General features: G+C 72.3%; 20 protein-coding genes. 14 read left to right on the forward strand and 6 right to left on the reverse strand.

Going from position 1 to position 21,652, the window contains the following annotated elements; all coding sequences use genetic code 11:
• Nucleotides 1–23 precede the first annotated feature (23 nt).
• Nucleotides 24–1,025 carry an EamA family transporter gene (locus tag BN1555_RS28045; protein ID WP_093801961.1) on the forward strand — a complete coding sequence of 334 codons (1,002 nt, stop codon included), beginning with the start codon at nt 24–26 and terminating at the stop codon, nt 1,023–1,025.
• A gap of 161 nt (nt 1,026–1,186) precedes the next feature.
• Nucleotides 1,187–2,158: a DMT family transporter gene (locus BN1555_RS28050; RefSeq protein ID WP_255306206.1), complete on the forward strand. Its 972-nt coding sequence runs from the start codon at nt 1,187–1,189 to the stop codon at nt 2,156–2,158.
• A gap of 161 nt (nt 2,159–2,319) precedes the next feature.
• Here the strand turns inward: BN1555_RS28050 and BN1555_RS28055 are convergent, their stop codons facing one another.
• The gene (locus BN1555_RS28055) at nt 2,320–2,982 is read right to left on the reverse strand and encodes a pyridoxamine 5'-phosphate oxidase family protein (protein WP_255306207.1); all 663 of its coding nucleotides are present in this window, start codon (nt 2,980–2,982) and stop codon (nt 2,320–2,322) included.
• A gap of 35 nt (nt 2,983–3,017) precedes the next feature.
• Between BN1555_RS28055 and BN1555_RS28060 the strand changes: the two genes are divergently transcribed.
• Nucleotides 3,018–4,352, forward strand: coding sequence for an aminotransferase class I/II-fold pyridoxal phosphate-dependent enzyme (locus BN1555_RS28060; protein ID WP_093801963.1), 1,335 nt, complete (start codon nt 3,018–3,020; stop codon nt 4,350–4,352).
• Here BN1555_RS28060 and BN1555_RS28065 read toward each other — a convergent pair.
• On the reverse strand, nt 4,343–5,344 hold the full coding sequence (locus tag BN1555_RS28065; RefSeq protein ID WP_093803694.1) for a DMT family transporter: 1,002 nt from the start codon (nt 5,342–5,344) through the stop codon (nt 4,343–4,345). The two genes, BN1555_RS28060 and BN1555_RS28065, sit on opposite strands and share 10 nt — an antisense overlap.
• A gap of 74 nt (nt 5,345–5,418) precedes the next feature.
• Between BN1555_RS28065 and BN1555_RS28070 the strand changes: the two genes are divergently transcribed.
• Nucleotides 5,419–6,327 (forward strand): LysR family transcriptional regulator, encoded by a 909-nt coding sequence (locus BN1555_RS28070; protein WP_093801964.1) that lies wholly within the window; start codon nt 5,419–5,421, stop codon nt 6,325–6,327.
• 89 nt (nt 6,328–6,416) lie between these two features.
• Here the strand turns inward: BN1555_RS28070 and BN1555_RS28075 are convergent, their stop codons facing one another.
• Nucleotides 6,417–6,881 carry a Rieske (2Fe-2S) protein gene (locus BN1555_RS28075; RefSeq protein ID WP_093801965.1) on the reverse strand — a complete coding sequence of 155 codons (465 nt, stop codon included), beginning with the start codon at nt 6,879–6,881 and terminating at the stop codon, nt 6,417–6,419.
• Nucleotides 6,882–6,962: 81 nt separating this feature from the next.
• Nucleotides 6,963–9,089 carry a S9 family peptidase gene (locus tag BN1555_RS28080; protein ID WP_093801966.1) on the reverse strand — a complete coding sequence of 709 codons (2,127 nt, stop codon included), beginning with the start codon at nt 9,087–9,089 and terminating at the stop codon, nt 6,963–6,965.
• 406 nt (nt 9,090–9,495) lie between these two features.
• Here BN1555_RS28080 and BN1555_RS28085 point away from each other — a divergent pair, with 406 nt between their 5' ends.
• A complete protein-coding gene (locus tag BN1555_RS28085; RefSeq protein WP_093801967.1) occupies nt 9,496–10,239 on the forward strand; it encodes a class I SAM-dependent methyltransferase in 744 nt (247 codons plus the stop codon).
• Nucleotides 10,240–10,901: 662 nt separating this feature from the next.
• Here BN1555_RS28085 and BN1555_RS28090 read toward each other — a convergent pair.
• Nucleotides 10,902–11,873, reverse strand: coding sequence for a hypothetical protein (locus BN1555_RS28090; RefSeq protein ID WP_093801968.1), 972 nt, complete (start codon nt 11,871–11,873; stop codon nt 10,902–10,904).
• 178 nt (nt 11,874–12,051) lie between these two features.
• Here BN1555_RS28090 and BN1555_RS28095 point away from each other — a divergent pair, with 178 nt between their 5' ends.
• The 9 genes from BN1555_RS28095 to BN1555_RS28135 all read left to right on the forward strand — a co-directional run bounded on the left by BN1555_RS28095 (nt 12,052) and on the right by BN1555_RS28135 (nt 21,024).
• Nucleotides 12,052–12,270, forward strand: coding sequence for a heavy-metal-associated domain-containing protein (locus BN1555_RS28095; RefSeq protein WP_093801969.1), 219 nt, complete (start codon nt 12,052–12,054; stop codon nt 12,268–12,270).
• A gap of 29 nt (nt 12,271–12,299) precedes the next feature.
• On the forward strand, nt 12,300–14,576 hold the full coding sequence (locus BN1555_RS28100) for a heavy metal translocating P-type ATPase (RefSeq protein ID WP_304364472.1): 2,277 nt from the start codon (nt 12,300–12,302) through the stop codon (nt 14,574–14,576).
• Between the two features lie 93 nt (nt 14,577–14,669).
• Nucleotides 14,670–15,551: a HipA family kinase gene (locus BN1555_RS28105; RefSeq protein WP_093801970.1), complete on the forward strand. Its 882-nt coding sequence runs from the start codon at nt 14,670–14,672 to the stop codon at nt 15,549–15,551.
• Nucleotides 15,548–15,934: a DUF3037 domain-containing protein gene (locus tag BN1555_RS28110; RefSeq protein ID WP_093801971.1), complete on the forward strand. Its 387-nt coding sequence runs from the start codon at nt 15,548–15,550 to the stop codon at nt 15,932–15,934. Before BN1555_RS28105 ends, BN1555_RS28110 begins: the two co-directional genes overlap by 4 nt.
• Nucleotides 15,935–16,098: 164 nt before the next feature.
• Entirely contained in the window at nt 16,099–16,860 is a 762-nt protein-coding gene (fabG, locus tag BN1555_RS28115) for a 3-oxoacyl-ACP reductase FabG (RefSeq protein WP_093801972.1), read from the forward strand.
• A gap of 30 nt (nt 16,861–16,890) precedes the next feature.
• The gene (locus BN1555_RS28120) at nt 16,891–17,658 is read left to right on the forward strand and encodes an SDR family oxidoreductase (RefSeq protein WP_093801973.1); all 768 of its coding nucleotides are present in this window, start codon (nt 16,891–16,893) and stop codon (nt 17,656–17,658) included.
• Nucleotides 17,659–17,777: 119 nt separating this feature from the next.
• On the forward strand, nt 17,778–19,358 hold the full coding sequence (locus BN1555_RS28125; RefSeq protein ID WP_093801974.1) for an ABC transporter substrate-binding protein: 1,581 nt from the start codon (nt 17,778–17,780) through the stop codon (nt 19,356–19,358).
• Between the two features lie 68 nt (nt 19,359–19,426).
• On the forward strand, nt 19,427–20,110 hold the full coding sequence (locus tag BN1555_RS28130; RefSeq protein ID WP_093801975.1) for a uracil-DNA glycosylase: 684 nt from the start codon (nt 19,427–19,429) through the stop codon (nt 20,108–20,110).
• A gap of 440 nt (nt 20,111–20,550) precedes the next feature.
• Entirely contained in the window at nt 20,551–21,024 is a 474-nt protein-coding gene (locus tag BN1555_RS28135; protein ID WP_093801976.1) for a hypothetical protein, read from the forward strand.
• Between the two features lie 55 nt (nt 21,025–21,079).
• Here the strand turns inward: BN1555_RS28135 and BN1555_RS28140 are convergent, their stop codons facing one another.
• Nucleotides 21,080–21,592, reverse strand: a complete 513-nt coding sequence (locus BN1555_RS28140) for a hypothetical protein (protein WP_255306208.1) — start codon at nt 21,590–21,592, stop codon at nt 21,080–21,082.
• Nucleotides 21,593–21,652: the final 60 nt, after the last annotated feature.

Consider the following 21,652-nt stretch of genomic DNA (forward strand, 5'->3'; position numbering starts at 1 on the left):
ACGTCACCTGGCATGATGTGCCGATGCAAGCGTCTCAGGGGAGGAGCGCCGGCCTGGGACTCGCCCTGGCATCGGCGTTCGCATTCGGTGGTTCGGGTGTCGCGGCCAAGCCGCTGATCGAAGCGGGGCTCGACCCGTTGCATGTGGTGTGGCTGCGCGTGACCGGTGCCGCGCTCGTCATGCTGCCCGTGGCCTGGCGCCACCGCGCCCTGCTGCTGCGCAGACCCGCCCTGCTCGCCGGTTTCGGCCTGCTCGCGGTCGCCGGTGTGCAGGCCTTCTACTTCGCGTCGCTGTCCCGGATCCCCGTCGGCGTCGCCCTGCTCATCGAATACCTCGCCCCCGCGCTCGTGCTCGGCTGGGTCCGCTTCGTGCAGCGCAGGCCGGTGACGCGCGCCGCGGCGGTGGGTGTGGTGCTGGCCGTCGGGGGGCTGGCCTGCGTCGTCGAGGTGTGGGCGGGGCTGAGTTTCGACGCGCTCGGGCTGCTGTTCGCGCTCGGCGCCGCCTGCTGCCAGGTCGGTTACTTCGTCCTGTCCGACCAGGGCAGCACCGGCGACGACGCGGCCGACCCGCTCGGCGTCATCGCGTACGGACTGCTCATCGGCGCCGCGGTGCTGACCGTCGTGGCGCGTCCCTGGGGCATGGACTGGTCCCTGCTCGCGGGGAGCGCGGAGATGGGCGGGACGGACGTGCCGGCCGCGCTGCTGCTCGGCTGGATCGTACTGATCGCCACCGTCCTCGCGTACGTCACGGGCGTGGTCTCGGTGCGCAGGCTGTCGCCGCAGGTGGCCGGTGTGGTCGCCTGCCTGGAGGCGGTCATCGCGACCGTGCTGGCGTGGGTGCTGCTGCGTGAGCACCTGTCCGCGCCGCAGATCATCGGCGGAGCCGTGGTGCTCGTCGGTGCCTTCATCGCCCAGTCCTCGGCACCCAAGGCGCCGGGCGGGCCCGTCGCGGGCGGGCCCGCCCGGGCGGGCACGGATCTCCACCGAGCGGACGGGGAGTTGTCCGCCGAGCGGTCCGCGTCATAGGGTGACGATCATGCATTCGACTGTGCTTTCGCCCCCCGCCGCGTAACGCGGGCGGCACTTCCCAAGACGAAGACCGGGCTCGGGCAGTCCCCGAGCGGTTTGTCGCTGCCCGCGTGCGAAGTCGAGCGACCACCTGTCCCGTCTTCACGCGGAGAAGTCACGTGTCGAAATCTTTCTGTTCTTCCCCTGCCCTGCCCGTCCGGCGCGGCCTGATCTATCTGATCGTCGCCGGAACGGCCTGGGGCACCGCGGGAGCGGCCGCCTCACTGACCTTCCTGGCCAGTGACCTCGGGCCGCTCGCGCTGTCCTTCTGGCGCTGCGCCGGCGGGCTGGTGCTGCTCGTGGCCGTCCGCGCGCTGCGCCGCCGCCCGCCCGTCGCGGCGACCGCTCCCGTGGAGGCCGGCAGGCGGCGGCTGACGCGCGTCCTCGTCACCGGTCTGGGGCTCACGGTCTTCCAGAGCGCGTACTTCGCGGCCGTCCAGGCGACCGGGCTCGCCGTCGGCACCGTCGTCACCATGGGCGCGGCGCCGGTACTGGTCGCGCTGGGGGCGCGGCTGACCATGGGGGAGCGGCTGGGACGCGCCGGGACGCTCACCGTGGCGGGTGCGCTCGCCGGGCTCGCCGTGATGGTGCTGGGCAGTGGCGGTACGTCGGTGCGGCCCGTCGGCGTGCTTTTCGCGCTGCTGTCCGCTGCCGGGTACGCCGCCATGACGCTGCTGACCCGCCGGCTCGGGCGTGACGGGGGCGGGGCCGACCCGTTCGCGACGACCGCGTGGGCGTTCGCGATCTGCTCGCTGTGCCTGCTGCCGTTCGCGGCCGCCGAAGGCCTGTTGCCGCACACCGCCGATCCGGTGCGGGTGCTGTGGCTGCTGGTGTATGTGGCGGCGGTGCCGACGGCGCTCGCGTACGCCCTGTACTTCGCGGGGGCGGCCGTCGTCCGGTCCGCGACCGTTTCGGTGATCACGCTGCTCGAACCGGTGAGCGCCGCCGTCATCGCGGTCGTCCTGCTGGGTGAGCACCTGGCGCCGGCCACCGTGGCGGGGACGCTGCTGCTACTCGCCGCGGTGGTGGGGCTCGCGGTCGCGGAGGCCAGGACCGCCGCACTGGGCCGCAGGGCCGCCGTCCTCGCGTAGGGGACGGCGGACGGACAGCGCCGAGGGCGGGGCGGAATCTTCCCGCTCCGCCCTCGGACCCGCCCGTCGCCCCTGGTCGCGGGGACGCTCGGCCCCTCCGGCGCGCCCGTCGGCTCCCGCACGCGGCGGACGGCTCCTCGGCCGGCTCCCCGGACGGTTCCTCAGAGGGTGGTGAGGTAGGCGGGCAGGGCGACGGCCGGATCGAGGTCGTCCGCCGGAACCGGCGCGCCGTAGCCGCGGACGAGCGGGACGACACCCGCCCAGTGGGGGAGCGAGGCGTCCTCGGGGTCGTCGTCGGGGCCGCCGGTGCGGATCTTCGCGGAGACCTCCTCCAGGTCGAGGCGGATCACGGCGGTCGCGGCGAGCTCCTTGGCGTCGGCCGGGCGCGAGTCGTGGGAGCGGCCGGGGACGACGTGGTCGACCAGCGCGTCCAGGGCGGTGCGGCGCTCCTCCTCGTCCACGACCTCGCGGGCGATGCCGTGGACCACCACGGACCGGTAGTTGATGGAGTGGTGGAAGGCGGAGCGGGCCAGGACGAGGCCGTCGACGTGGGTGACGGTCAGGCAGACGGCGAGGCCGGGATCGCTTCGGCGGGCCGTGCGCAGGGGGCGGGAGCCGGTGGAGCCGTGCACGTAGAGGCGGTCGCCGATCCGGCCGTAGAGCGTCGGCAGGACGACGGGGGCGCCGTCGCGGACGAAGCCGAGGTGGCAGACGTAACCCTCGTCGAGTATCGCGTGCACCAGCTCGCGGTCGTAGGAGGCACGCTCCCGTGAACGCGTCGGGACGGTGCGTTCGGAAGGCGTGTAGGAGCCGGTGTCCGGCATTGCTTCCTCCATTGCACTAGTGCATAGTTGTCTTTGTGCTAGGAGAATATCGGATCAGTGGGCGGCGCGCATCGGAGATTGCCGCGAGTGTGGAGCGCGCGGTGGGCACGGGGGAGCTTTCCCCCGGGCAACTCCTCCCGCCGATGCGGGAGTTGGCGGGCCAGCTCGGAGTCAATCCGAATACGGTCGCGGCCGCGTACCGCACCCTGCGCGAGCGCGGAGTGATCGAGACGTCCGGCCGCCGCGGCAGCCGGGTGCGTTCCCGCCCGGCCAGTACGGCGCGCGATTCCCCCAGGCTCGACGTGCCGCCCGGCGTGCGCGACCTGAGTCAGGGGAATCCCGATCCCGCGCTGCTGCCGCCGCTCCACGACGCGTTCGCCGCCGCGGCGCGGTACGACGCGCGGCGGCCCGGACTGTACGGGCAGGAGCCCGTGGACCCGGAGTTCGCGCGGCTCGCGCGGGCCGCGTTCGACGCGGACGGAGTGCCGGAGGGCCCGGTCGCCGTCACCTCGGGGTCGCTGGACGCGATCGAGCGCGTACTGGCCGCGCATCTGAAACCGGGGGACGCGGTCGCGGTCGAGGACCCGGGGTGGGGCAGTCTGCTCGACCTCGTCCCCGCGCTCGGGCTGAGCGCCGTACCGGTCGCGCTCGACGACGACGGGCCGCTGCCCGGCGAGGTCGAGCGGGCGCTCCGGAGCGGGGCCCGGGCGCTCGTCGTCACCGACCGGGCGCAGAATCCGACCGGTGCGGCGGTGGGCGCGGCGCGCGCCGAGGAGCTGCGCGCGGTCCTGGCGGCGTACCCCGGAGTGCTGCTCATCGAGGACGACCACGGGCATGCCATCGTCGACCTGCCGCTGCATCCGCTCGCGGGCGTGACGGACCACTGGGCGTTCGTGCGGTCCGTCGCGAAGGCGTACGGGCCGGACCTGCGGCTCGCGATGGCGACCGGCGACCCGGTCACGGTGGACCGGGTGGCGGGGCGGCAGCGGCTCGGCCCCGGCTGGGTCAGCCGGCTGCTGCAGCGTGCCGTCGTGGACCTGTGGGAGACGGGCGCCGTGGACGTCCGCGCCGTCTCGCGTGCGTACGCCGAGCGACGGGACGCGCTGGTGCGGGCGCTGGCGGAGCGGGGGATCGAGGCGCACGGGCGCAGCGGCCTGAACGTCTGGGTGCCGGTGGCGGACGAGACGGGGGTGGTGGCGCGGCTGCTGCACTCGGGGTGGGCGGTCGCACCGGGCGCGCGGTTCCGGATGTCCGCGCCGCCCGGCGTACGCCTGACCGTCTCGGCGATGTCGGCGCGTGACGTCGGTCCGGTGGCCGACGCCGTCGCGTCGGCGGCCGGACCCTCGCCGGCGGCCAGGCGCTACGTCTGACGTGCGGCGCCCCCGCGCCGGCCCCGGCCGCCCCGGGCCCGGCTCTGGGTGAGTGCGGCGCCCGCGAGGACGACGAGGGCGCCGACCGGAGTGTTCCAGCTGAGGTGCTCGCCCAGCAGCGTGACGCCCGCGACGGTGGCGATCACGGGGACGAAGTACGTGACCATCTGCGCGGTCGTCGGGCCGACCTCGGCGACCAGGCCGTACTGGATGAGCATCGCGAGGCCGGTCCCGAGAGCGCCGAGGGACACCACCGCGAGCAGCGGAACGACCGGGAACGACCGGGGCATGGTCGTGAACAGCGGCGTGACCACGGCCAGTTGGGCGGTGCCGAGGAGAAGCTGCGCGCCGGTCATGGAGAGGGCGGAGCCGCCACTGCCCGCGAGGGTGCGGCGCAGGTAGATCCAGCCGACCGGGTAGCTGAGGGAGGCCAGCAGGGCCATCGCCGTTCCTCCGAAGTCCAGTCCCGAGAATCCCTGCCAGGCGCCGAGCACGGTCAGTACGCCGATGAAGCCGATGCCGAGTCCCGCGACGCGGCGGCGGTTCGGGCGGTCCTCCGAGAGCGCGACCACCGAGAGCGCCATGCCCCACAGCGGTGATGTGGCGTTGCAGATGCCGGCGAGCGTCGAGGGGATCGTCAGCTCGGAGTAGGCGAAGAGCGAGAACGGCAGGGCGTTGAGGAAGAACGCGGCGACGGTGAGGTGACCCCAGGTCCGGGCACCGCGCGGCAGTCCCACCCGCTTCACGGCCATCGCGACGGCGAGGACGGCCGTACCGAACACCAGGCGGCCGAGAGTGACCTGGAAGGGGGCGTACGCCTGCGTGCCGACCTTGATGAGCAGGAAGCTGAAGCCCCAGATGAGCGCGAGCACCGCGAAACGGATGCGCCAGTCCAGGGCGGGGCGGCGGGCGGGCGCGGCAGGGGTGCCGGGCGCGGCGGGGGTGCCGGCGGCGGTGGGCGGTGCGGCGCGGGGTGTGGAGGCGGGGCTCATGGTGTTCACCTTGGCCCGCCCATCCTCTTAGGGCAAGCGAGATTTAATGGATCTTATCGCTTAGCATTGCTTACATGTTGAATCTGGAGCGGCTGCGTACGCTCGACGCCCTGGCCCGGCACGGTTCGGTCAGCGGTGCGGCCGAGGGCCTGCATGTGACCACCTCCGCGGTCTCCCAGCAGATGGCCAAGCTGGAACGCGAGGTCGGCCAGCCCCTGCTCGCCAAGAACGGCCGGGGCGTCCGCCTCACCGACGCCGGACGGCTGCTCGCCGATCACGCCGCCCGCATCCTCTCCCAGGTCGAACTGGCCCAGTCGGACATCGAGGCGCAGCGGGGCCGCGTCGTCGGTGAACTCGCGGTGGCCGCCTTCCCCACGGCCGCCCGCGGTCTGCTGCCGGCGGCCCTCGCGGCGCTGCGTACCGAACATCCGCAGCTGCGGGCGCGGATGCGGGAGATGGAGCCCGACGAGTCGGTGCGCGCCGTCCTGCGGGGCGACTTCGACCTGGCCGTCGTACTCGACTGGTACAACAAGCCGCTCTCCATGCCCGAAGGGCTCGCGAAACAGGAACTGCTCCACGATCCCGCCGACGTCGCCGTGCACGTCGACCACCCCCTCGCCGGCCGGACCGCGGTGGACCTGGAGGAGTTCGCCGACGACGAGTGGGTCACCTGGGCGGAGGGGGAGTTCTGCCACGAGTGGCTGATGTTCACGCTGCGCGGCAAGGGCATCGAACCCCGGATCGCGCACGTCGCGGAGGAGCACGCCACCCAGCTCGCACTGATCGCCGAGGGGCTCGGGGTGTGCGTGGCGCCCCGGCTGGGGCGCGGGCCCGTGCCGGACCGGGTGCGCGTCGTACCGGTGCGGCACGCGATGCGGCGGCACGTGTACGCCGTCTGGCGCGCCGACGCCGACCGGCGGCCTTCCATCCGTGCGGCGGTCGATGCGCTGGTCACGGCGGGCGCGGCGGTGGTGGGGCAGTGACGTGACCGGCCGGACCGGGCCGGTCGCTGCCGACGGCCACGACCGGCCGGGCGTCCTTCCGCGGCTGCGCCGGGCGGAGTCCGCCCGGGTCAGGCGAGGGTGATCGTGTCGCCCTCGACCTTGATGGCGGCGGCGGGCAGCGGCTGTTTCGCCGGGCCGCCCTTCACGCTGCCGTCCGAAGCGTCGAACATGCTGTTGTGGCAGGGGCAGTTGATCGTCCCGTTCGAGACGTCCTTGACCGCGCAGCCCTGATGGGTGCACTTCGACGAGAACGCCTTGAACCGCCCCGCGGTGGGCTGCGTGACGACCAGACCCTGGTCGGCGAAGACCTTGCCGCCGCCCTCCGGGATGTCGGTGGTCTTCGCGAGCACGGCGCCCGCGTCACCGCCCCCCGCGCCACTGCCGCCCGCCGGTTCCTCGACCGCGGTGCCGGCCGGACTGTCACTGCCGGAGCCGCCGCACGCCGTCAGCGCCGCGGCGGCTCCCACGGCGCCCACCGCGGCGACGACCGTACGGCGGCCGATCAGTCGCGCTTCCACCTGAGACCTCGCCATGCCGGCACTCCCCTTCGACGACGGGCCGCGCGTTGTCGGACGCGGTTGTACGGGGTTGTACGGGGGAGCGGGCCGCGCTGTTCAGCACCCGAGCGATTTCTTCAGGAAGTCGAGTTCCAGCAGCAGCAGTCTGTCCGCGACGCCCTCCTCGGTGACCAGGTGGCCCGACCCGGGCAGCGGCAGGACGGTGTGCGGCCGCCCGGCGGCGAGCAGCGCCGCCGAGAAGCGCAGCATGTGGGCCGGCAGCACGTTGTCGTCCGCCATGCCGTGGACCAGCATCAGCGGCCGCGTCAGCTTGCCGGCGTGCTCGACCAGTGAGCAGCGTTCGTAGTTCTCGGGCAGTACGCCGGGGTGTCCGAGGTAGCGCTCCTTCCAGTGCGTGTCGTAGAGCCGCAGATCGGTGGGCGCCGCGCCCGCGACGGCCGCGTGGAAGACGTCGGGACGGTGCAGTACGGCGCCCGCCGCCAGATAACCGCCGAAGGACCAGCCCCGGATCCCCACCCGCTCCAGGTCGAGGTCGGCACAGTGCCCGGCCGCCGCGTGCAACGCGTCGACCTGGTCCTCCAGCACCGGTGTCAGCTGATCGCCGTGGATGCTCTTCTCCCACGCGACGCCGCGCCCCGGCGTACCGCGCCCGTCCGTCATCAGCACGGCGAACCCCTGCTCGGCCCACCACTGGCCCACGGCCGTCCACCACGTGCGGGCCCTGACGGCCAGTTGCACCCCGGGGCCGCCGTACGGGCTGAGCAGGACGGGCAGGCTGCCCGACCCCGGGTCGTGCCACGACGGGAGGAAGAGCAGGCTGCGCAGCTCGCGCTCGCCGAGCGAGAGACGGGCCGGCCGGGGCGTGACCAGCGGTTCCTCGGCGCGTACGGCGATGTGTCCGGCGGGTCTGCCGTCGCGCAGCACGGTCACGGTGTGCCCCTCGGGCGTCATGCTGTCGAGTACGACCGTGCCGCCCCCGGCGGCGGCCGTGTGGACGCCGGGGCCCTCGCTCAGCCGGACGAACCCCGAGTCCGGTCCGTACGACCAGACGTGCACCTCCGTCGGCTCGTCGCTCGCGGTGAAGAGGACCCGTTCGCCGAGGGTGCACAGCACTTCGCGCACGTTCAGTCCGGGGGGCGTGACCGCAGCGCGCCCGGCCGTCCTCAGGCCCCGGACGTCACCTCCCGGCGGCACGAACGCCAGGACGGGGGAGCCGGCGGCCGTGCGCGTCGGAGTGCCGGGGACGAGCTCCAGCCATGCCCCGTCGCGCTGCGTGTGCAGCGGAGAGGTCTCACCGGTCGCCGGGTCGACGCCCATCAGAGACGCCGTGCGCTGGTCCCTCGTCTGTAGGTTCACGAACGGGCCGGCGGCGTCCCATCCGGCCGCGACGACGTACTCGAAGGCCGTGTCCGTCCACCGGCCTTGCGCGTGGTGCTCCGGGTCGGCGCCGGCGGGTATCCGTACCGCGACACGTTCGCCGTCCACTCGTACGACGTGCATCGTGGTTTCGGCATTGGCCGTTCCCGCCGCCGGATACGGGAAGGCCCGCGGTGCGTTCCCGGGACGCGCGGGATCACCGATGTACCACCGTTGCACCATCGACGTGTCCACGCGCGCAACGAGCAGCGCATCGCTGTCCGGCGACCACCAGTAGCCGCGCGTCCGGCCGATCGACTCCGCCGCCACATGGTCCGCGAGCCCGTATGTCACTTCGGCGTTCTCGGGAGCGGCCAGCAGCCGGTCCCCGGTGCCGTCGGTGCGCACGACCCGCAGGGCGCCCCCGGTGACGTACGCGACGAGTGTTCCGTCCGGGGAGGGCCGCGGATCGACGGCCGGGCCCGCCGTCGGGATGCGGCGCGGGGCGGCTCCGTCCGCGTCCCCCTCCCCGTCCGCCCGTACGGTCCAGACCTCGCCCCCCAGGGTGTACGCCACGACGCGGACCTCGCGGTCGGTCGCGTACGCCACCACGCCCCGGGACGTTTCGCGGGCCCGTTCCCTGCGGATCCGCTCCGCCTCGGGAACGTCGCCGGCGCCCCGGGGCCCGGCCAGGACCCGCTCGTTCCCGTCCTGGTACAGCCACAGCCTGCTGACCGGGTCGTCGCCCGCGTCCGACCGTACGAACAGCACGCGCCCGCCGTCGGGAGAGACGGTGAAACGACGGGGGACGCCGAGCGAGAAGCGGCGTGTACGGGCGAACTGGCGAGGAAAACCCTGGGTGTTCATCCGGGCACTCCAAGAGCCGTCCCGTACGGATCTCCGACAGCATGGCTTCGTCCGCGATGGTGCACGAGAAACGGCAGCGCGGGCGGGCACACGGCGCGCCGGGCCCGTCCGGCAGGCGCCGGTGAACTTCTGGGAGTTGGGAGAAGGCGCAGGAGGGCGCGAGGGGGAGGGAGAGGGAGGGAGAGAGGGAGAAGAACGTTGAATTGTGAAAGATGGGGGTTGCGGGTGGTTCACGGGGCGGTGTTGGTCGATAGGAGAGTCGCCCGGTCAACTTCTTTGTGTCATCTGCCGGTACGGCGGCCAGACAGGGCGGAGGAGACTTTCCGTCACGATCGCGCCCCGGCAAGCCTCTGAAGCCGGAGGGCCGGCGTGGCACGTACAGGACGAAGCACAGGAGGGGCAGCACATGAGCGTGCAGCAGTACGACGGGATCGGCGAGGCCTTCGAGGGGTTCAAGTCCCTGCCGCTGATGCGTTACGGGGAGGTGCCGAGCTTCCTGGGCATGGTCGGGGACGTGAGCGGCACGTCGGTTCTCGACCTGGCGTGCGGCACCGGTTTCTACAGCAGGGAGTTCAAGCGGCGCGGCGCCACGGATGTCCCCGGTGTCGACATATCCGTCGAGATGGTCGCCGCCGCGCAGAGGATCGAGCAGCGAGAACCGCTCGACGTGCGCTACGAGGTCGGTGACGTGGCCGAGCTGCGGCCTCTCGACCGGCGCTTCGGCATCGCGGTGGGAGTGCAGTGCCTCAACTACGCCGAGGACATCGCGGCGATGGAGCGGATGTGCCGCAACATCCACCGGAGCCTGGTGCCGGGCGGAGAGTTCTTCGTGCTCGCCCAGAAGCCCGACTACCGGTTCGACTGTCCGTCCCTGGACACGTACGGGTTCCTCTGCGAGCCGACCGGCGAGGAAGACGAGACGGGCCCGCGGGTGCGGGTCACGGCCCTCCTCGACCCGCAGCCGATCAGCATCGTCACCACGGCCCCGCGCCGCGAGGTCTACGAGGAGTGTCTGCGGGCGGCCGGGTTCGGTGAGGTGGAGTGGGTTCCGCTGCAGGTGTCCGAAGCCGGTATCCGTGAGTTCGGCGAGGACTTCTGGGCGGATCTCCTCGCGAACCCGCCGCTGGAGATGCTGCGCTGCCGTGCCTGACCGGCCGGTCGGCCGGGCCTGGAGTGCGGTTCCGCCCCGCGGAACACCTCGGGCCCTCGCGCAGCCCGCTGGAGCGGCCTCCGGTCCGGCGGGCAGCCGCCTGAGCAGGCTTCGGCGGGTCGCCGGCCGGAGCGTGCGGGGGGCCGGACGGCCCTGACGGGCGCTCCGGCCCGGTCCCGCAGGTGACGACGATCAGTACCTTCTTGTCTGCCTTGTCCGCGACGGTCCGGCACGTTGGCGACCGCGCTGCGGCGTCAGGGCGTGGACCCGGTCCGTAAGGCGGGCTCCGGGACTGCCGCTGGAGGGCCGGGTCCTGCCGGCCGTCGCGCACCGGCGCACGTACCTGACGCCGCGGCAGCCGGTCCCGCTGTACGGGGACCCGGAGTCCGCGGCCGACCGCATCGCCGGGCGCTTCGGCCCCCTGCTCGCGCTCCGGCCCCGTGAACGGTTCCGCACGCTCGCCGTGCTCGCCGTGCTCGCCGTGCTCGCCGTGGACGGCGTCCTGGCGCCCTGGTGCCCACCCGTGGCCACGCGGTCGCAGAACGATCCGAGGAGCGCCGGTACTTGGCGGGCCACCAGGCCGCCCTCGACGCCGACAGCCGTCTGATCGTCGTGGCCGGCCGAACCGCGGCACGGCTTGTGAGCCGGAGCCGCGTGACCGGTCAGTGCTCGTGCCCCGGGGCTTCCTGCCCGTGCTGGTCGGCGGCCGGCTCGGCATCCCCGGCCCCCTTCCCCTTCCCGGCCTCGACGGTGAAGGCGGCGGTGCGGACCCCGCCCTCGTGCCGGAACTCGAGGAAGAGCCGGTACGTCCCCGGGCTCGGCGCTGTCGCCGTGAAGGAGATCTCCGGGCCGGGCTTGGTGGCGCCGTCGCCGGGCTCGCCGTTGGGGTGGACGTGGAGGTAGGCGAGGTCGCCGGAGCGCAGGGCGACGAGATGGCCGTACGCGCCGAGGTGGGGCTGGAGGTCGGTGACCGGCTTGCCGTCCTTGGCGACGTTCAGCCGGAGCTCGCCGCTCCTTCCGGGGCGCAGTCCGCCGGTGAGGGTGACCTCGTACCCGTCGACCTCGGCGGTGGCGTCGGGGGCGGGCAGGGGAGCGGGGGTGTACTTGCCCGGGACGGCGAGGTCGGCGCCGAGCGTCACTCCCGCAGCGCCCTTCTTCGCGGGCTTGAAGTCGGCGAAGGCCCGGTAGTCGCCGGCCGCGGGCAGACCGGCGGATGTGCTCCAGGTGCCGTCCGCGGCGCGCGTCGGGTGGAGGTGGCGGTAGACGGTCAGGTCGCGCGAGACGACGATGAAGTGCAGCTCCTTGCCGTGTTCGCGCTCGTACGCGGTGACCTTCCGGCCGTTCTCGTCCTGGATGGAGAAGCGGAGCTTCGTGCGGTCTCCGGCGGCGACCCGGGGAGTTTCGAGGGCGAGGGTGTAGCCGCCCTCGGAGATCTGCAGGCCACCGGCCGGCGCGGTCCGGTGCCTCCCGTGCCCGCCGCCTTCGGTGGCTCCCTTCTTCTCCTCGTGCCCGCCGTGCGCCGCGGGCTGCTCGCCCCCGACGACGGGATCGACGCCCTGGCCCACGCCGTACGCGGTGCCGAACGTCGCGGCGAGCGCGGCGGCGAAGGCGCTGATCTTCAGGCCCGTGTTCATGACGGTCTCCTCGGGTGATACGGGCCGCCGATGAAAGCGGCTTACGCATCTCAAGATACCCCTAGGGGGTATTAAGTCAACCGGGGCCGGCGCTTGCGCGGCATGGGGGAGGGGGGTATACATGGAGTTGTTGAATATACCCCCCTGGGGTATTAGGTTTCTCGGAGAGGAGGACGTCATGTCGTCGTACACGACCGTCTGCAAGATCGACGGTGCCCACAGCGGCCACTGCAGGGCCGTCGTCAGCAAGGCGCTCGGGGAGCTGGAGAGCACCGTGGCGGTCCGGTTCGACCTCTCCACCGGCCGGGCCGCGGTCACCACCACCGCCGAACCCGACGACGCCCTGATCGCGGAGAAGACCGACGACGCCGGATACGACTTCGTCGGCCGCGCCTGACCCCCCACCCACCATTCCGAGGAGCAGACGTGACTACCACCACCGCGGCCACCACCGGTGCCGGAGCCGAGGTCGAACTCGCCATCGGCGGCATGACCTGCGCCTCGTGCGCGGCGCGCATCGAGAAGAAGCTGAACCGGATGGACGGTGTCGAGGCCACCGTGAACTACACCACCGAGAAGGCGAAGGTCACCTACCGGGGCGAGGACGTCTCCGTGCGGGACCTGATCGCGACGGTGGAGGCCACCGGCTACACGGCGAAGGAGCCGGCCCCGGTACGGGCGGCCGGGGAGGCCGGCGCCGGGGAGGCGTCGGCGGCGGACGAGGACGAGCTGCGGCCGCTTCGGCAGAGGCTGGTCACCGCGACCGTCCTCGCCGTGCCGGTCGTCGCGATGGCGATGGTCCCCGCGCTGCAGATCGAGTTCTGGCAGTGGCTGTCGCTGACGCTGGCCGCCCCGGTCGTCACGTACGCCGCCTGGCCCTTCCACCGCGCCGCGTGGACCAACGCCAAGCACGGCGCGGCGACGATGGACACGCTGATCTCGGTCGGCACGTCGGCGGCGTTCCTGTGGTCGCTGTGGGCGTTGTTCTTCGGTACGGCCGGCACCCCCGGCATGACGCACCCCTTCGAGTTCACGATCGCCCGCAGCGACGGCGCCGGGAACATCTACCTGGAGGCGGCGGCCGGCGTCACCGCGTTCATCCTGGCCGGGCGGTACTTCGAGGCCCGCTCCAAGCGCAAGGCGGGCGCCGCCCTCAAGGCCCTGCTGGAGCTCGGCGCGAAGGAGGTCACCGTCCTGCGTGACGGCCGCGAGCACCTGATGGCCACGGCGGACCTGCAGGCCGGGGACCGCTTCCTGGTCCGCCCGGGCGAGAAGATCGCCACCGACGGCACGGTCGTCGAGGGCACCTCCGCCGTCGACGCCGCGATGCTCACCGGCGAGTCCGTGCCCGTCGAGGTCGCCCCCGGCGACACCGTCACCGGCGCCACCCTCAACGCCGGGGGCCGCCTGGTCGTCGAAGCCACCCGCGTCGGCGCCGACACCCAGCTCGCCCGGATGGCCAAGCTGGTGGAGGACGCCCAGAACGGCAAGGCCGCCGCCCAGCGCCTCGCCGACAAGATCTCCGCCGTCTTCGTCCCGGTCGTCATCGCCCTGGCGCTGGGCACGCTCGGTTTCTGGCTCGGCAACGGCTCCGGCCTGACCGCCGCGTTCACCGCCGCCGTGGCCGTCCTGATCATCGCCTGCCCCTGCGCGCTGGGCCTGGCCACGCCGACCGCTCTCATGGTCGGCACCGGCCGCGGCGCCCAGCTCGGCATCCTGATCAAGGGACCGGAGGTCCTGGAGACCACCCGCAAGGTCGACACGATCGTCCTCGACAAGACCGGCACCGTCACCACCGGCAAGATGACCCTGCTCGCCGTCCACACCGCCCCCACCACCACCGAGGCCGAGGTGCTGCGCCTGGCGGGCGCCCTGGAGCACGCCTCCGAGCACCCCATCGCCCGGGCCGTCGCCGCCGGAGCCGCCGCCCGCACCGGCGCCCTGCCCACCCCCGAGGACTTCGCGAACGTACCCGGACTCGGCGTCCAGGGCGTCGTCGAGGGCCACGCGGTCCTCGTCGGCCGCACCCAGCTGCTCACCGAGTGGGCCATGACCCTGCCCGTGGAACTGGAGCGCGCCAAGGCGGCGGCCGAGACGGCCGGGCGGACCGCGATCGCGGTGGCCTGGGACGGCCAGGCCCGTGCCGTCCTGGAGGTCGCCGACGCGGTCAAGGACACCAGCGCGGAAGCCATCCGCCGGCTGCGCGCCCTGGGGCTCACCCCGATCCTGCTCACCGGCGACAACCAGGCGGTCGCCCGGTCCGTCGCCGCCGAGGTCGGCATCGACGAAGTGATCGCCGAGGTCATGCCCGAGGACAAGGTCGACGTCGTCAGGAAGCTCCAGGACCGGGGCCGCAGTGTGGCCATGGTCGGCGACGGCGTCAACGACGCCGCCGCACTCGCCCGGGCCGACCTCGGCCTGGCCATGGGCACCGGAACCGACGCCGCCATCGAAGCCGGCGACCTCACCCTCGTACGGGGCGACCTGCTCGCCGCCGCCGACGCCATCCGCCTCTCCCGCAAGACCCTGTCCACCATCAAGTCGAACCTCTTCTGGGCCTTCGCCTACAACATCGCCGCCCTGCCGCTGGCTGCCTCCGGCCTCCTCAACCCGATGATCGCCGGAGCCGCCATGGCCTTCTCCTCCGTCTTCGTCGTCGGCAACTCCCTGCGCCTGCGCGGCTTCAAGGCCGCCACCGGCTGAGGAGCACTCGGCGGCCGGTCACAGGCGGGGCGCGGTACGGCCCTGCTCCCGATCCATGGATCTCCAGGGAGCCAAGCCGTATAGCCTGGGGAAATGCTCACCGAAGTCACCGCGACCCGCTATGTCACGCCCCTGCGGGAGGGGGGATCGCTGCCCGGGATCGTCGAGGCCGACGATCTCGGTACGTACGTCATGAAATTCACCGGCGCGGGACAGGGCCGCAAGACCCTGGTCGCCGAAGTCGTCTGCGGGGAACTGGCCCGCAGGCTCGGGCTGCGCGTCCCCGAACTGGTCACCATCCAGCTCGATCCGGTCATCGGTCTGGCCGAGCCGGACCAGGAGGTCCAGGAACTGCTCAAGGCGAGCGGCGGGCTGAACCTAGGAATGGACTACCTGCCCGGCTCGATCGGCTTCGACCCGCTCGCGTACGAGGTGGATCCGGCCGAGGCGGGCCGGGTGGTGTGGTTCGACGCGCTGATCAACAACGTCGACCGCTCCTGGCGCAACCCCAACATGCTCGTCTGGCACGGGGACCTCTGGCTCATCGACCACGGCGCCACCATGATCTGGCACCACAACTGGCCGACCGCCCGGAGCGCGTCCGCGAAGCCGTACAACGCCTCGGACCATGTCCTCGCACCCTTCGGCCCCGACATCGCGGCCGCGGCCGCCGAACTCGCGCCGCTGGTCACCGAGGAACTGCTGACCGAGGTCGCCGCCGAGGTGCCGGCCGAGTGGCTGGTCGACGAGCCCGGCTTCGAGAGCACCGAGGAGCTCCGCCGCGCGTACGTCGACGCGCTGCTGCCGCGTGCCGCGACGATCCACGACCGGATCACCCTCGGCGCGCCGACCAAGGACAGGCCTTCGCAGGCTCCCGGCTGGCTGGCGGACCGCCTGGCGCCGCGGCCGCACCCGGCCGAGCAGGGTGAGAAGACCGAGCGGGCCGAGCAGGGCGAGAAGGACGGCGGCAAGTGAGCACCGAGCGGGACGTCTTCGAATACGCGCTGGTGCGCGTCGTGCCGCGCGTGGAGCGCGGCGAAATGTTCAACGCGGGCGTGCTCGTCTACTGCCGCGCCAAGTCCTTCGTCGCGGCCAGGACGCACCTGGACGAGGTCAAGCTGAAGGCGCTGGATCCCGGCGCCGACGTAGCGGGCGTACGGGCCGCCCTGCGTGCCGTGGAAGGCGTCTGCGGAGGCGGGGACGGGGCCGGGCAGGCGGCGGGCGACGACGCGGGCCGGCGCTTTCGCTGGCTGATCGCGCCGCGCAGCACCGTCGTGCAGCCGGGGCCCGTGCACACGGGGCTGACGACCGATCCCGAGGCCGAGGTCGAGCGTCTGCTCGATCTGCTGGTGCGGTGATCTGCGCTACTGATTCGCCGGGTGGTTCCCCGGGCCGTTGACACCGCGTGCCATCGCTTCTAGCGTCACGTCTGCTGAAGCTACTAAGCGGTTGCTCAGTGATCGGGAGATCACTCCTGGTCGACCTGGCTGCGCGGCCGCACCCGAGGGCGAGGAGAACCAGCATGTCCACCACCGAGCAGCGCGTCGCGATCGTGACCGGGGCGGCGCGCGGCATTGGCGCCGCCACCGCGGTCCGTCTGGCGGCAGAGGGTCGCGCCGTCGCCGTACTCGACCTCGACGAGGCCGCGTGCAAGGACACCGTCGAGAAGATCACCGCGGCGGGCGGCACCGCCCTCGCCGTCGGCTGTGACGTCTCCGACAGCGCCCAGGTCGAGGCCGCCGTCGCCCGTGTCGTCACCGAGCTCGGTGCACCGACGATCCTCGTGAACAACGCGGGCGTCCTGCGCGACAACCTGCTTTTCAAGATGAGCGAATCCGACTGGGACACCGTGGTGAACGTGCACCTCAAGGGCGCGTTCCTGATGGCCAAGGCCTGCCAGAAGCACATGGTGGACGCCAAGTTCGGGCGTATCGTCAGCCTCTCCAGCTCCTCGGCGCTCGGCAACCGGGGCCAGGCGAACTACTCCGCCGTCAAGGCCGGCCTGCAGGGCTTCACCAAGACCCTCGCCAAGGAGCTCGGCAAGTTCGGCGTCACGGCCAACGCCGTCGCGCCCGGCTTCATCGTCACCGAGATGACCGCGCAGACCGCCGCCCGTGTGGGCATGGGCTTCGAGGAGTTCCAGGCCGCGGCCGCCACCCAGATCCCGGTGCAGCGCGTGGGCAGGCCGGAGGACATCGCCAACGCCATCGCCTTCTTCACGGGCGAGGACGCCGGCTTCGTCTCCGGTCAGGTCATGTATGTCGCCGGCGGCCCGCTCAACTGACGCCGCCCAACGGACGAGGGACTGAGGAACATGGCTGCTGAGGCAGAGGTACGGGACAGCGGGAAGGTCGCACTCATCACGGGCGCGAGCCGCGGCATCGGTTACGGCGTCGCCGAGGCGCTCGTCGCCCGCGGCGACCGGGTGTGCATCACCGGCCGGAACGAGGACGCGCTCAAGGAGGCCGTGGAGAGGCTCGGCGGGGACCGGGTGATCGGCGTCGCGGGCAAGGCCCACGACGAGGCGCACCAGGCGGTCGCCGTCGAGCGCACCATGGAGGCGTTCGGCCGGGTCGACTTCCTGATCAACAACGCTGGCACGAACCCGGTCTTCGGACCGATCGCGGAGCTGGACCTCGGGGTCGCCCGCAAGACGTACGAGACCAATGTGATCTCCGCGCTCGGGTTCGCGCAACAGACCTGGAAGGCGTGGCAGAAGGAGAACGGCGGGGCGATCGTCAACATCGCCTCGGTCGCCGGAATCTCCGCCTCGCCCTTCATCGGCGCGTACGGTATGAGCAAGGCGGCGATGGTCAACCTGACCCTCCAGCTGGCGCACGAGTTCGCGCCGGCCGTACGGGTCAACGCGATCGCGCCCGCCGTGGTGAAGACCAAGTTCGCCCAGGCGCTCTACGAGGGCCGCGAGGCGGAGGCCGCCGCGGCGTACCCGCTGGGACGGCTCGGCGTTCCCGAGGACATCGGGGGTGCCGCCGCCTTCCTCACCTCGGACCAGTCGGACTGGATCACGGGGCAGACCCTGGTGGTCGACGGCGGGATCTTCCTGAACGCCGGCGTCGGCTGAGTCGCTTTACTCCGCTTTTACTCTGGATTGTTCCCAAGTGCCCTGCCGGGTCCGCGCGTTGGCCCGGCGGGGCACTGCGGTATGGTCTGCCGACCCATGGCTGATCGAGGAGCGTGCACGTGTTCAACCGGACCAGACGTCTGCAGTCCACTGCGGCCCTTGCGTCCATATCCCTGCTGACCGGATGCGGGGTGCTGTCCGGTGACCGGTCCGATACGGAGCAGAAGCTCGCTGTCGGTACGACGAGCACGCCCAGCACGCTCGACCCGGCCGGCGCGTGGGACGGCTCCTGGGAGCTGTACCGGAACGTCTTCCAGACGCTGGTCAGCTACCCCGTGGGCAGCGCCGCACCGGAACCCGACGCCGCCGAGAAGTGCTCCTTCACGGACGGCTCGAGCAAGGTGTACAGCTGCACGCTCCGAAAGGGCCTCACCTTCTCCGACGGGACCGAGCTCGACGCCGCGGCCGTGAAACACTCGATCGACCGTATTTCCGCCATCGGCGCGGAGGGCGGTCCCAGCGGGCTCCTGACCAGCCTGGACAGGGTCGAGACGAGCGGCGACCGGAAGGTCACCTTCCACCTCAACAAGCCGGACGCCACCTTCCCGTTCGTCCTCGCGACGCCCGCGATGTCCCTCGTGAGCCCCGCGGACTACCCGAAGAACAAGCTCCGCGAGGGCAGCGGGCTGACCGGCTCGGGTCCGTACAACCTCGCGTCGTACGAGCCGGACAAGACCGCCGAGCTGGTGAAGAACCCCAAGTACGACGGGTTCGCCGAACTCAAGAACGATGCCGTCACGATCCGCTACTTCAAGGACTCCGCCCTGATGGTGGAAGCGTTGAAGAAGAAGGAGATCGACGCGACGTTCCGCGGTCTGACCGCGGAGCAGGTCATCGACCTGCAGGACCAGCCGAAGGAGAAGGCGCTCCAGGTCGTCGAGGCCGTCGGCGCCGAGATCCGCTACCTGGTGTTCAACCCCGAGGACTCGGCCGCGCGCAATCCCGCGGTCCGCCGGGCCATCGCCCAGGTGATCGACCGGGGCGCTCTCGTCGACAAGGTCTACAAGGGCACCGCGGAGCCCCTCTACTCGATGATTCCGAGCGGTGTCGCGGGACACGCGACCAGCTTCTTCGACACCTACGGCGAACCGAACGTGCCGAAGGCGCGGAACATGCTGGCCGAGGCGGGCATCACCGAGCCCGTCCCGCTCACCTTCTGGTACACCTCCGACCGGTACGGATCGGCCACCGCGCTGGAGTTCGCCGAGCTGAAGCGGCAGCTGGACGCGTCCGGACTGTTCCGGATCACGCTCAAGCACCGTCCCTGGAACACGTTCCAGAAGGGGTACCAGAAGGGCGAGTTCCCGGTCTTCGGCCGCGGCTGGTCCCCCGACTTCCCGGACCCGGACAACTTCGTCGCTCCCTTCGTCGGCGAGAACAACGCCGTCGGCACGCCGTACGAGACGCCCGAGATCACGGCCAGCCTGCTGCCGAAGACGCGGCAGGAGAGCGACCGCGCCGCGGTGGGGGAGCAGTTCGGTCGCGCCCAGGAGATCCTGCTCAAGGACGTCCGCCTGCTGCCGCTGTGGCAGGGCAAGCTGTACGTCGCGGCCTCCGACGACATCGCGGGTGCCGAACGGGCGCTGGACCCGCAGACGATCATGCAGGTGTGGCAGTTGCACAGAAAGACCAGCTGGTAACGGCCGCTGTCAGTGGCCGCGGGTAAGTTCTCCGGTGAAGAGCTGATCGCTTACCGGAGGTTGTTCACGTGACCGACACCGACATGCTGCCCGAGTCCTGGCGCGGCGTCCTCGGAGACGAGCTGCAGAAGCCCTACTTCAAGGAGCTCACCGAGTTCGTCGAGAAGGAGCGGGAGAACGGGCCGGTCTACCCGCCGCGCGAAGAGGTCTTCGCCGCCCTGGACGCCACGCCGTACGACCGGGTGAAGGTCCTGATCCTCGGACAGGACCCCTACCACGGCGAGGGGCAGGGCCACGGCCTGTGCTTCTCGGTGCGGCCGGGCGTCAAGGTGCCGCCGTCCCTGCGGAACATCTTCAAGGAGATGAACGCGGAGCTGGGCACCCCGATCCCGGACAACGGGTATCTGATGCCGTGGGCGGAGCAGGGCGTCCTGCTGCTCAACGCCGTACTGACGGTGCGGGCCGGCGAGGCCAATTCCCACAAGGGCAAGGGATGGGAGAAGTTCACGGACGCGGTGATCCGCGCCGTGGCCTCGCGGCCCGACCCGGCGGTCTTCGTGCTCTGGGGCAATTACGCGCAGAAGAAGCTTCCGCTGATCGACGAGGAGCGGCACGCGGTGGTGAAGGGCGCGCACCCCTCGCCGCTGTCGGCGAAGAAGTTCTTCGGGTCCCGCCCCTTCACGCAGATCAACGAGGCGGTCGCCGCCCAGGGCCACCAGCCCATCGACTGGACCCTGCCGCACCTGGGCTGACCGGCCCGGCCGGCCCAGGTCGCGGGTGAAGGTGTACGGGGCGGCCGGCTCGCCGGGGCGAGCGGCGCGGCCCGCCCGTCCCGCTCAGCCCGGCCGGTCCGCCGGTGCCCGAGCCAGGCGCCATCTCGAAGGTGTACTGGACCACGCCGTCGTCGCCGAAAGCGGCCGTTCCCCGACGGCGAACGTTCCCTCGCGGCCGGCCGGGACCGTACGCGTACCGCGCGTCGAGGCGCTGCCCGTGGTGCTGGGGGCCTGCTGGGACTGGAGGCCGAGGTGCCGGGCCCGCCGGAACCGCGTGCGGAGGCGGCCCGCACGGTCACCGGCCTGGCTCAGCGGGACCGGGGCGCCGCCCGAGCCTGAGCCCGATCGCCGGTGACGGGGTCTAGCGTCGGGACCGTCGGTATTGGCTGTGCGTGTGCGGGCGACAGGAGAACACGGCGATGGAGCGGCAGGAGATGTCCGAGGACGTCACGATGGTGCGGATCGGGCAGGCGGTCATGCTTCTCCACGCCGGCGACCGCGAGGAGGCGCGCAACCGCCTCGGCGAGCTGTGGGCGGAGATCGGTGAGGACGGCGACGCCTTCCACCGCTGCACACTGGCGCACTACATGGCGGACACGCAGGACGACGCCGGTGACGAACTGGCGTGGGACCTGAGGGCACTGGCCGCCGCCGACGGGCTGACCGACGAGCGGGTGGCCCGGCACGACTCCTCGGTCGCGGTGCGCGGGTTCTATCCCTCGCTCCATCTCAACCTCGCCGCCGACTACCTGAAACTGCGCCGTCCGGACGCCGCGCGCACCCATCTGATGCGGGCGCGGGCGGTGTCCGACGCGCTGGGGGACGACGGTTACGGGGACGGTGTGCGAGCGGCTATCGACCGCCTTGAGCGGAGGCTCTCGGAGGAGGGATGAACGGGTGAACGGGGGAGCGGGGGAGAGGCGGTGGGGGCGGGACGGCGGAGTCCGGTCAACGCCCGTACGTCTCACGGCAGATGCGGGCCTCGGCGCTACCGGGACGCCAGCCGCCGTACTCCTTGCCGAGCGCGCACGCGTCCGTGCCCGCGCCCGCGGCGGGAGCGGGCAGGGTGGGCAGGACGCGCGGCACCGCCGGTACGGCGGTCCTGGGGGGCGCGGGGACGGCGGGAGGTGCGGGAGCGGGCCGCGCGGGGGCGGGCGCCGGCGCCGGGGCCGCGCGGCGGGACGGCACGGGCGCCCCGGCGCGGCGGGCCGCGGGGGCCTCGCGCGGCGCGGCCCGGGGCGCGGTCTTCCGCGAGGGATCGAGCGCGGCGTCCAGGGCCTCGCGGGCGGGGGCCCGCACGATCTGCGGTTTCACATTCTGGGAGGACGGCGGCGCGTCCGCGGCGGGCACGGGCACAGGAGCGGGCCGTGGTTCCACCGCCACGCATCCGGTGGCGGAGACGGAGGCGGCCGAGACCGCCACCCCCATGAGGAACTTCGCTGTGGTTCTCGTTCGGTGCACCCGCGCAACTCTGCTGGACGCGAGGCGGTTTGGGGAGATCGTCGGCGGAGATTGGCCCGC

The organism is Streptomyces sp. Wb2n-11, from assembly GCF_001049855.1.
Classification (GTDB): domain Bacteria; phylum Actinomycetota; class Actinomycetes; order Streptomycetales; family Streptomycetaceae; genus Streptomyces; species Streptomyces altiplanensis.